Here is a 10731-nt window from a genome sequence, read left to right as displayed (position 1 = left end):
GTCGCAACCATCCGGCCCACGGGCCGCGTCCGTACAGCCGTACGCTTGTACGCTCACGTCAGGGGGGACCGTGGACAGTGCTGCGATATGTCGGAGGCCGCTGCCGCTCGTGGCCGTGCTGACCGGGGCGGTGCTGCTGGCGTTCGCCGCGCCCGGCACCGCCCAGGCAGCCACCGCCTGCGCCGGCCGCGAGGTCAGAACGCTCTCCTTCGCCACCGGCACCGTCCACGTCCACAAGCGCGACGGCTACGTCTGCGCCCTCACTGTCGCCAGTAAACCCGGCCCCAAGCGGCCGATGTCGGTGACGGTGCAGGCCCGCGGCAACCGTCCGGTCACCGACAAGGGCAACTACTCCCGGCACGCCGGCCCGGTCACCGTGCACGCGGGCCACCGGTGCGTGCGGGTCGCCGGATCGGTGGGGTCGAATTCGGTGCACACGGACTGGATCCTGTGCTGAACCGCTGAAACACGTTCAGGTATTTTCCCTGCTCCCCTGGTGTGCACCCGAGTTGCTCCGATACCTTCCGGCGAACATCTGTCTCATAGGGAGGGTGCATGCGCAAGGCGCTCAGATGGCTGCTCGCGCTCACGGTGTCCATCGGCACACTGAGCACGGCAGGGGTGGCTACCGCGGCCCAGCCGGAGGCCACGAACGGCCCCGCAAGCAGCACGGAAGCCGACATCCTGAACCAGCTCCTGGCCATTCCGGGCATGAGCCTGATCCAGGAGAAGCCCTACGCCGGCTACCGCTACTTCGTCCTCAACTACACCCAGCCGGTCGACCACCGCGACCCCTCGAAGGGCACCTTCGAGCAGCGGATCACCGTGCTGCACAAGGGAGTCGACCGTCCGACGGTCTTCTACACCGGCGGCTACAACGTCTCCACGACCCCCAGCCGCCGCGAGCCCACCCAGATCGTGGACGGCAACCAGGTCTCCATGGAGTACCGGTTCTTCACCCCGTCCCGGCCCGCCCCGGCCGACTGGTCCAAGCTCGACATCTGGCAGGCCGCCAGTGACCAGCACCGCATCTACCAGGCGCTGAAGCCGGTCTACTCGCAGAACTGGATCTCCACCGGCGGCTCCAAGGGCGGCATGACGGCCACCTACTACAAGCGCTTCTACCCCGGTGACATGGACGGCGTGGTCGCCTACGTCGCGCCCAACGACGTGGTCAACAAGGAAGATTCCGCCTACGACCGCTTCTTCGCCACCGTCGGCACCAAGGAGTGCCGCGACCGGCTGAACGGCGTGCAGCGGGAGGCGCTGGTGCGCCGGGAGTCGCTGGAGAACAAGTACGCGAAGTTCGCCGCCGACCACGGCTACACCTTCACCACCATCGGCAACCTGGACAAGGCGTACGAGGCCGTCGTCCTCGACTACGTGTGGGGCTTTTGGCAGTACAGCCTGCTGAAGGACTGCGGCACCATCCCGGGTGACGCCAAGAACGCCACGGACCAGCAGATCTGGGACTCCGTCGACGCCATCTCCGGGTTCGACGCGTACACGGACCAGGGCCTCGAGCCCTACACGCCGTACTACTACCAGGCCGGCACGCAGCTCGGCGCGCCGACCATCCAGTTCCCGCACATCGAGAAGCAGCTGATCCGCTACGGCTACCAGCCGCCGCGCAACTTCGTCCCGCGGTCCATCCCGATGAAGTTCCAGCCGTCGGCGATGCGTGACGTGGACACCTGGGTGCGCCAGCACGCGAACCAGATGCTCTTCGTCTACGGGCAGAACGACCCGTGGGGCGCGGAGCCGTTCCGCCTCGGCAACGGGGCACGGGACTCGTACGTGTTCACGGCGCCCGGCATGAACCACGGTGCGAACGTCGCGGGTCTCGTGGCGGACGAGAAGGCGCTCGCCACGGCGAAGATCCTGAAGTGGGCCGGAGTCGCCACCCCGGCGGTCCAGGTGAACCCGTCGGTGGCCAAGCCGCTGGCCGGCTTCGACGCGAAGCTGGACGTGCGGGACGTGGAGCGCGAGCCCGCGCTCAGGCCGTGACGCGCCGGTCGGCACCCGCCGACAGGCACGCGTTGATCGACACGCGTTGATCGACAGGCGCTGATCCATCGGTGGGCTGCACCCGGAGTCACAGTTTCCGGGCGCAGCCCACCGGTTCGTCGCCGCCGAGCCGGACGTACAGGGCGGTCGACGCCGGGCACTGGCCGCGGTCGCGCACCGCCCGCGTCACCCGGTACTCCGGTTTCCTCCCGCCCGTGCCGTCGCACGCGGTCTCCCGGACCTGGCCGCGGCCGGAGTCGTAGAGGCAGTCGCCGACGACGGTGCGCGGGCCGCCCCCGCCGCCGGGGTCGCCGGGGTGCGGTGGCTGGAGATTGCGCATGCAGGCGTAGCCCCGCGGGATCGCGCCGTCGTCCTGGCCGGGTGCGGCCGGCTGGGCGCCGATGTGCAGGACGAAGTCGGTGTCCGGCGGGCAGGGCGGGCCGTCGCCGGGTGGGCCGTCGTGGCGGGCGATCACCCGGGCCGCAGCCCGCTCCCCGGAACACGGCACCTCGGTGAAGCTCGTCGTGCCGAAGGAACTGCACTCGCCCAGGCCGAGGAACACCGCGCCGTGACCGGAGGGCCGCGCGGAGGCCGGGGCGCCGCCCCGCTCCTGGCCGCCCGTGGACCCGGACGGCTGCCCGCAGCCCGTCAGCAGAAGCACGAGCAGCGCCGGCAGGGCGCACGCCATCCCCACGGACCATTTCCCGAGCATCGCCATCCCCCGGTCCACCCCCCGGCCCAGCGTGGCCCGCCTCAGCGGGGCCACGCCAGGCGTGCGGGGTGCTTCGGGCCAGTTGGCGGTGGCACGCCGGGGGTGCGGCGTAAGCGCCGTACGCCCGGCGCGCGAGGGCGGCTAGTACGACAGGCCGTACCCGATGGGGTACAGGACCTGCGCCGGGTCGTCCGCCCGCTGGACCGGCACCGGGAGCCTGCCGTGCGGCCGCACCTGCCCTGCGATCACCCGTGCGGCGGCGCGCAGTTCCACGTCGGTCCAGGAGTAGGCCGCCAAGTGGGCCGGGACCGTGGGAAGGTGGGCGATGTCGTAGGGGTTGCGGATCGCGACCGCGATCACCGGGCGGCCGGTGGCGACGAGCCGTTCCACCAGCGTCTTCTGGGAGCTGCCCGCCGTGACGTTGTACGTCCCGACCACCACCGCGTCCGCGTCCTGCGCCGCGGCCACCGCCTTGTCGGCGGTCGCCGCCGACGGGGCGGTGCCCGTCGACAACGCCGTGGCCTGGAAGCCGAGTTCGGTGAGGGCGGCGGCGAGAACTCCGGTGGGCGGGCCCGTGGTGCCCGACGGGGAGGCGGGGTCGGCGCCGACGACGAGCAGCTTGTTGTGGCTGCGGCGGGACAGCGGCAGCAGGCGGCCCTCGTTGGCCAGCAGGGTCGTGGTCCGCTCGGCGACGCGGTCGGCCGCCGCCAGGTGGGTGCCGATGCCCACGACGCGGTCGACGTCCGCCTGGCTGACGTACGGGTCGTCGAGCAGTCCCAGCTTCGCCTTCATCCGCAGGATGCGCAGGATCGACTCGTCGAGCCGGGCCTCGGTCAGCTCGCCGGCGCGCACCGCGCTCAGCACCGCGTTCCAGGCCACGTCCAGCGAGGGCGGGTTGAGCAACTGGTCCACGCCCGCCTTCAGCGCCAGCACCGGCACCCGGTCGTCGCCGTACTTGCTGCGCACGCCGTCCATGCCGAGCGAGTCGGTCACCACGACCCCGTCGTAGCCGAGTTCGCCGCGCAGGATGCCGGTGAGAACCGGGTGGGAGAGGGTGGCCGGGTCGCCGGAATCGTCCAGCGCCGGGAACTGGATGTGCGCGGTCATGATCGAGTCGATGCCGGCCTTGATCGCGGCCCGGAACGGCACCGCGTCCAGCTTCTCCCACAGCTCGCGGCTGTGCGTGATGACCGGGAAGCCGTAGTGGCTGTCGGTGGCGGTGTCCCCGTGCCCGGGGAAGTGCTTGGCGGTCGCCGCCACCTTGGAGCTCTGATAGCCCTTCACCTCCGCGGCCACCAGCCCCGCCACCGCGTCCGGGTCGGCGCCGAAGGACCGTACACCGATGACCGGGTTGGCCGGGTTGACGTTCACGTCGGCGTCGGGGGAGTAGTCCTGGTTGATGCCGAGGGCGCGCAGCTCCGCGCCGGAGATGCGGCCCAGGGTGTGGGCGTCGGCGGGCGAGCCGCCCGCGCCTATCGCCATGGCGCCCGGGAAGAGGGTCGCGGGCTTGCCCACGCGGCAGACGATGCCGTGCTCCTGGTCGGTGGCCACGAGCAGGGGCAGACCGCGCGGCTGCCCGAGGGCCGCCTGCTGGATCCCGTTGGACAGGTCGGCGATCTGGTGCGGGTTCTTGGTGTTGTTGGCCCAGGCGAAGTAGATGATGCCGCCGACGCGGTACTTGGCGATCAGCTCGGCGGCCGTGCGGACGCCGATCTCCTTGAGGTTGGCGTCGATGTCGGCCTGCGTCGGGGCGGTGGCCGAGTGGCCGTAGACCCGCATCACGAAGAGCTGGCCGACCTTCTCCTCGAGCGTCATCCGGGAGATGAGGGCAAGCAGCTTCTGGTCGTTGTGGGAAGCGGCGTGGGCGGTGCCGGTGCCCTGGACCGCCAGGGCGGCCGTGATGCCGGCGGTGGCGGCGAGGAGGGTACGTCTGGAGGGAAGTGCGGTGGTTCCCGTGCTGGCGTCGTGCACGTGCGCCCCTTCCGGAGGAGATCCGCTGGAGTACCACTGAAGGAAACTTCCGAGGAGTCACCAATATCCGGGAAGTTTCTGCCAGTCAAGGGAGCGCACAGGAACCGGTGGGGCCGCCGCCGGCGCTGCCGGAGGGGGGGCGCGCCGACGGCGGCGGGCTGCCGGCCGCGGTGCGGAGGAGAGGGTGGTCGGCGACCGCCGGCCGTCGGCGAGGCCGACACCGCACCGCGCGGACTCCTCCGGCAGCTCGCCGGTTGGACGGGCGGCAGCGGGGCCGGGTTCCCGGCCGGGCGCGGATTCCCGCACGTCGGTGCGGGTGTGGCCGCGAGGGCTCAGCGGGGCTCAGCGGGGCGTGTGCGCGGACACCTCGGGCCAGTGCTCCCGCAGGGTACGCACCGTTTCCGCGATGGCCGGCCTCCGGGCGGCGCCCGTGCGCCACAGCGCGTACAACCGCCGTACGGGCATGGGGTCCAGCGGCACCTCCACGACCCTCTCGGGCAGCGGGCCCCGGCCCAGCCGCGGGATCAGCGCGACGCCCAGGCCCGCGGCGACCAGGGCGACCAGGGTCGGGTTCTCGTCGGCCTGGTGGACCACGTCCGGCTCGTGCCCGGCGGCGCGCAGGGTGCGCAGCAGCCAGTCGCTGCACACGCGGCCCGGCGGCTGGCAGATCCACCGCTCGCCACCCAGCTCCTCGCGCCGTACCCCCGTCCGCCCCGCGAACGGGTGCCCGGCCGGCACCAGCAGGTCGCACAGGTCGTCCCCGATGACGGCCTGTTCCACCCCGGACGGCGCGGGCAGCGGGGCGATGTCCCAGTCGTGCGCGACGGCCAGGTCGACGGCGCCCTTGGCGACCAGGTCCACCGACAGATGCGGGTCGACCTCGCTGAGCCGGGCGTCCAGGGCCGGGTGCCGGCGGGCCAGGTCCGCGAGGACGCGCGGCATGAGCCCACGCGCCGCCGAGGCGAACGCCGCCACCAGCAGCCGCCCGGCGGGCACCCCGCGCCGCTCCTCCAACTCGGTCTCGGCGCGCTCCACGATCGCCAGCAACTCCCCTGCTGTGGCGACCAGTTGGTGTGCCTCGTCGGTGAGCCGCACCCCGCGCCCCTCGCGTTCGAGGAGTACGGTCCTGGTCTCCCGCTCCAGCTTGGCGATCTGCTGCGACACCGCCGACGAGGTGTACCCGAGCGCGACGGCGGCCGCCCCGACGGTGCCGTGCACGGAGACGGCGTGCAGGGCGCGCAGACGCTGGAGATCGAGCACGGTTCCTCCGGTGGGCGAATGGTTAGCGGTGCTTCACTCAATGGTGCAGCAATCATCGCTGGTGCTTCACGGTCCCCGGAAGTGATCCTCGGTACATGCGACCTGCCCATGTCCTGCTCGCCGTCCTCGTCGCCGCCGTCTGGGGCGTGAACTTCACCGTCATCGAGGTCGGCCTCGGCCACTTCCCGCCCCTGCTCTTCTCGGCCCTGCGCTTCCTGGCGGCCGCGGTGCCTGCCGTCTTCCTGGTGGGCCGGCCGAAGGTGGCGTGGAAATGGATCGTGGCGGTGGGACTGGTGCTCGGCGTCGCCAAGTTCGGGCTGCTGTTCGTCGGGATGGACGCCGGGATGCCCGCCGGGCTCTCCTCCCTGGTGCTCCAGATCCAGGCGGTCTTCACGGCCCTGTTCGCCTTCCTGGTGCTGGGCGAACGGCCCACGGGCGTAAGGGTGCTGGGCATGGGCGTGGCGCTCGCCGGCATCGGCGTCGCGGCCGTGGACGAGGGCACCGCGGGCCCCCTCGGCGCCTTCGCGCTCGTCGTCGCCGCGGCGGCCTGCTGGGGCGTCTCCAACGTCCTGACCCGCAAGGCGGCCTCCCCGGACGCGCTGAACTTCATGGTCTGGGTGAGCACGGTCCCGGTCCTGCCGCTGCTCGGCCTGTCGCTGCTGCTGGAGGGCCCCTCCCGGGACCTGGCCGCGCTGCGTGCCCTGGACTGGCAGGGCGCGGGCACGGTTTTCTACGTCGCCTGGATCACCACGGTCTTCGGCTTCGGCGCCTGGGGCTGGCTGCTGCGCCGCCACCCGGCCTCCACGGTCGCGCCGTTCTCACTGCTGGTCCCGGTCTTCGGCATGTCCTCGGCGGCGCTCTTCCTCGGCGAATCGGTGAGCCCCCTGCGCTGGTGCGCGGCGGCGCTGCTGGTCGGCGGGGTGGCGCTGACCTCACTCGCACCGAGCCGCCGCGAGCAGCCGCCCGCCCCGGCCCCGGAGCCCGCCGTCCACGCCGTAGGCCCCGAGCCGTCGCACTCCGCCGGGCTGCCGCGGTGAGGTCGGCGGCACCACCGGTGGTGGTCCGGCCCGGCCTGGTGCCGGGGCGCTGGGTCAGGCCGACTCGGTCAGCAGCCGGGCCAGATGCTCCCGCCCCGGGCCGAGCAGGTCCGGCAGCGGTGCCGCCGCCTCGTACCAGCGCTTCTCGTACTCCCAGCACAGCCAGCCGTCCCAGCCGTGGCGGGTGAGGACCTCCACGCACTCGGCGAGCGGCAGGGCACCCGCGCCCAGAGGGAGAGGCGTCGTGTCGTCGGCCGAGGCGATGTCCTTGACCTGGACGTAGCCGAGGTACGGGGAGAGGGCGGCGAAGGTCTCAGGCGGCTGCTCGCCGCCCAGCCAGGTGTGCATCACGTCCCACAGGGCGCCGATCTGGCGGTGGCCGACCGGACCGAGGACGCGCAGGACGTCCGCGCCCGTGCGGTGCGAGTCGTGGGTCTCCAGCAGGATGCGGACGCCCAGGTCGGCGGCGTGTCCGGCGACGGCCGCCAGCCGCCGGGCGGCGAGGGCGTCGCCCTCCGGGGCCGGCCGCCCCGGATCCGCGCCGGGAAACACCCGCACGAAGGAAGCGCCCAAGTCCCCGGCGAGCTCCAGGAGTTCGCGGATCTCACGATTGACGGCCGCGTCGTCGCCGGGCGCGGCGACCCGCGGGTACCCGGCGAGCCCCAGGATCTCGACCCCGCCCGCCTCGAACTCGGCGGCCACCTCGGCCCGTTCAGTGGCCCCGAGCCCCGGGTGCACCGGCTCCTCGGGGTGGGCGCGCAGTTCGACACCGTGGTAGCCGTGCGCGGCGGCGAGCCGGACCACGTCCGGTACGGGCAGACCGGGCACACCCAGAGTGGAGAAGGCGAACTTCATGGGCAGGGACCCTACCCGTCATGCGCCCGGTTCGCCCAGATTCAGCCGCCAGTCCTGGCCCACCAGGTCCTTGCCGAAGGAGTGGTGCGGCTGCTCGGCGACCAGGACGAAGCCGTGCCGCTGGTAGATGCGGCGGGCGCCGCCGAGCACGTCGTTGGTCCACAGCACCAGGTCCCGGTAGCCGGCCACGCGCGCGAAGTCGACGACCGCCCGCACCAGCCGGTCGCCGATGCCCAGTCCGCGCGCCTCGGGCCCGACGAGCAGCAGCCTCAGCCGGGCGGTGGCCGGGGCCTCGTCCCGTACGCACATCACGCACCCCACCGGCCGCCCGTCGAGCTCGGCGATCCACACCCGCTCCAGGTCCGGGTCGTGGTCCTCGGCGAAGCCGGCGACGATCCTCGCCACCAGGCCCTCGTAGTCGGCGTTCCAGCCGTACTCGGCGGCGTACACCGCGCCGTTGCGCTGCACGATCCAGCCCAGGTCGCCGGGTCCGGGCCCGCGCAGCACGACGTCCTCCGGCCGGGGTGCCCGCCCCTCGGACAGGATCTCCCGTACGGTGCGCATCGCGTCCGCCAGCCGCGGCCGGTCCGTCGGCGGCACGGAGAGCAGCAGCCGGCCGACGGACTCCCGCGACCGCTCCTCCAACAGGCCGGCGGCCTCTCTGCCCCGCGGGGTGAGAGCGACGCTCCGGCGCCGGGGATCACGCTCGGACGGCCCGCGCTCGGCCAGCCCCTCCCGCTCGAACTTGTTGAGGATCCGGCTCAGGTACCCGGCGTCCAGCGAGAGTTCGGCCCGCAGGTCGGCCGCGTCGGTCCGGGGCGCGTGCGCGAGCTCGTAGAGCACCCGGGACTCGGTGAGCGTGTAGGGGGCGTAGAGGTGGCGGCCGTAGTCGAGGGCGCCGATGGCGTTGGTGTAGAAGCGGTTGAACGCGCGGATGTCCTGGACGGTCATGTCGGGCCCCGTGGGTGAGGGGTGGGAGACGGGCACGGTTCCGCCACCGGCCCGGACAGCCCGGATACTTGACCCAGTCAGAGAAACCGCTCACCCCGAGGCTATCCCCGCAACGACCCCCCGTCCACGCCTCGTCCCCGCCTCACGCCCCGCGGCGGTGTGCCCGCGGACTGGCGCGGCGCCTCACGCCCCGCGTATTGCCTCACGCCCCGTACGGTGTCTCACGCGCCGCATGGTGCTCCCACGACCCGCGCTTCTCAAGCCCCGCGGGATGTCTCACGCCCCGCCAGGTGCCTCCGCCCCAGCGCGGTGTCTCACCCCGGTGCGCCGCACGCTGCGGGGTCCCGTGGGTTCGCGTGTGCCTCACGTCCCGCGAGGTGTGCCCGTGGACTCGCGCGGTGCCTCACGTCCCGCGCTCACGTCCCCGCGGGATGTGTCTCCTGCCCTGCGGGATGTCTCCTGTCTCGCCAGGTACCTCCGCCCCGCGCGATGTCTCACCCCCGCGCGGCGCTTCACGTCGCGGGATCCCCGTGGGCTCGCGCATGCCTCACGTCGCGGGTCCCCGTGGACCCGCGCGTGCCTCACGCCCCGCGCGGTGCCTCCGCGGACTCGCGCGGTGCCCCCGTGGACCCCCGCACCATCAGCTCCCCCGGGATGGTCGCGACGCCTCCGGGCGGCGGCTCCTCGCGGCCCATCGCGATGCGGCCCGCGCGCGCCCCCGCTTCCGCGAGCGGCAGTCGGACCGTCGTGAGGGCGGGGACCGTGTCGACGCTGAAGGGAAGGTCGTCGAAGCCCGCCACCGAGACGTCCTGGGGGATGCGCAGACCGGACTCGCGCAGCGCGGCGCAGGCGCCCAGCGCGACGGAGTCGTTCGCTGCGACGACGGCCGTGAGGGACGGGTCGCGGCGCAGCAACTCCAGGGTGCCCTCGTGGCCGGACGAGCGGTCGTACCGGCCGTAGACCGTACGGCCGGGGTCGTCCTCGATGCCCGCCGCCGCCAACGCCTCCCGGTGGCCCTCCAGACGGTGGCGGGTGGTCGTCCGCTCCTCGGGGCCCGCGATGTAGCCGAGCCGCCGATGGCCCAGGGCGATCAGATGCTCCGTCAACCGCCGTCCGCCGCCCCGGTTGTCGAAGGCCAGCGCGATCGCCTGGGTGCCGGGCGCCGGCGGCCGCCCGCACAGCACCACGCGCGTCCCGGCGTCGGCCAGCTTGCGCAGCTTCGCCGAGACCGCCGCCGCGTGCGGCGCGTCCTCCACGGCCCCGCCGGTCAGCACCACCGCCGCCGCCCGCTGCCGTTGCAGCAGGGTCAGGTAGGTCAGCTCGCGGTCCGGTGAGCCGCCCGTGTTGCAGACCACCGCCAGCCGCTCCCCGCCGGCCCGGCCCCCGGGGCCGCCGATCTCCGACTGGATGGCGCTCGCCATGATCCCGAAGAAGGGGTCGGCGATGTCGTTCACCAGGATGCCGACCAGGTCGGAGGTCGCGGCGGCGAGCGCGCTCGCGGGGCCGTTGAGCACGTAGTCCAGCTCGTCGACCGCCTTCAGCACCCGCTCCCGGGTGGAGGCGGCGACTGGGTAGTTGCCGTTCAGCACGCGCGACACCGTCGCGGGAGAGACCTGTGCGCGGGCCGCCACGTCCGCCAGGGTCACCGTCATCTCGTCGTCCTCCGGTCGCGCATCTCGTCCTCGTACGTGCCGTGCTCAGCCGGTACGTGGCACCCGCGGCCCGCCGCGGGGATGCGGCCGCTCAGGGTGTCGAGCAGACCTTACGGCCACCCGGCCCGCCCGTTCGCCCCCTCGAACCATCACGTCCTGGCCGGGCTCTTGTCCGACCGCTGTCCAGAGGCTAGCTTCTCTGTGCATAGAAAGCGCTTGCTGCAACGCTCACCAGTGCGACCACCGGGGGCGCACGCGGCGCGTGGACCGCGTACGAAGGGACTGA

At 73.1% G+C, this 10731-nt stretch carries 9 protein-coding genes; 3 read left to right on the top strand and 6 right to left on the bottom strand.

What is annotated here, in order from left to right; translation table 11 throughout:
* Positions 1-70: 70 nt before the first annotated feature.
* Together ACIQFZ_RS05210 and ACIQFZ_RS05205 are read left to right on the top strand one after the other, a co-directional pair.
* The gene (locus ACIQFZ_RS05210; RefSeq protein ID WP_365417185.1) at positions 71-457 is read left to right on the top strand and encodes a hypothetical protein; all 387 of its coding nucleotides are present in this window, start codon (positions 71-73) and stop codon (positions 455-457) included.
* Positions 458-555: 98 nt separating this feature from the next.
* Positions 556-2007, top strand: a complete 1452-nt coding sequence (locus ACIQFZ_RS05205) for a S28 family serine protease (protein ID WP_365417183.1) — start codon at positions 556-558, stop codon at positions 2005-2007.
* A gap of 88 nt (positions 2008-2095) precedes the next feature.
* Here ACIQFZ_RS05205 and ACIQFZ_RS05200 read toward each other — a convergent pair whose 3' ends face one another.
* The 3 genes from ACIQFZ_RS05200 to ACIQFZ_RS05190 form a co-directional block, all read right to left on the bottom strand.
* On the bottom strand, positions 2096-2719 hold the full coding sequence (locus ACIQFZ_RS05200; protein ID WP_402690747.1) for a hypothetical protein: 624 nt from the start codon (positions 2717-2719) through the stop codon (positions 2096-2098).
* 141 nt (positions 2720-2860) lie between these two features.
* Positions 2861-4690, bottom strand: a complete 1830-nt coding sequence (locus ACIQFZ_RS05195; protein WP_365417181.1) for a glycoside hydrolase family 3 protein — start codon at positions 4688-4690, stop codon at positions 2861-2863.
* A 342-nt stretch (positions 4691-5032) separates the two neighbouring features.
* Positions 5033-5950: a LysR family transcriptional regulator gene (locus ACIQFZ_RS05190; RefSeq protein WP_402690648.1), complete on the bottom strand. Its 918-nt coding sequence runs from the start codon at positions 5948-5950 to the stop codon at positions 5033-5035.
* Between the two features lie 95 nt (positions 5951-6045).
* Here ACIQFZ_RS05190 and ACIQFZ_RS05185 point away from each other — a divergent pair, with 95 nt between their 5' ends.
* Positions 6046-6987, top strand: a complete 942-nt coding sequence (locus tag ACIQFZ_RS05185; protein WP_365417177.1) for an EamA family transporter — start codon at positions 6046-6048, stop codon at positions 6985-6987.
* Between the two features lie 54 nt (positions 6988-7041).
* Here the strand turns inward: ACIQFZ_RS05185 and ACIQFZ_RS05180 are convergent, their stop codons facing one another.
* The 3 genes from ACIQFZ_RS05180 to ACIQFZ_RS05170 form a co-directional block, all read right to left on the bottom strand.
* On the bottom strand, positions 7042-7842 hold the full coding sequence (locus ACIQFZ_RS05180) for a sugar phosphate isomerase/epimerase family protein (RefSeq protein ID WP_402690647.1): 801 nt from the start codon (positions 7840-7842) through the stop codon (positions 7042-7044).
* An 18-nt stretch (positions 7843-7860) separates the two neighbouring features.
* Complete coding sequence (locus ACIQFZ_RS05175; RefSeq protein WP_402690646.1) at positions 7861-8793, bottom strand: GNAT family N-acetyltransferase; 933 nt, start codon at positions 8791-8793, stop codon at positions 7861-7863.
* A 581-nt stretch (positions 8794-9374) separates the two neighbouring features.
* Positions 9375-10445: a LacI family DNA-binding transcriptional regulator gene (locus tag ACIQFZ_RS05170; protein ID WP_383055587.1), complete on the bottom strand. Its 1071-nt coding sequence runs from the start codon at positions 10443-10445 to the stop codon at positions 9375-9377.
* Between the last annotated feature and the right edge of the window lie 286 nt (positions 10446-10731).

The organism is Streptomyces sp. NPDC093064 (assembly GCF_044754605.1).
Lineage (GTDB): Bacteria > Actinomycetota > Actinomycetes > Streptomycetales > Streptomycetaceae > Streptomyces.
The sequence above is the reverse complement of the archived record's forward strand: the minus strand, read 5'-3'. Positions and strand labels throughout refer to the sequence as shown.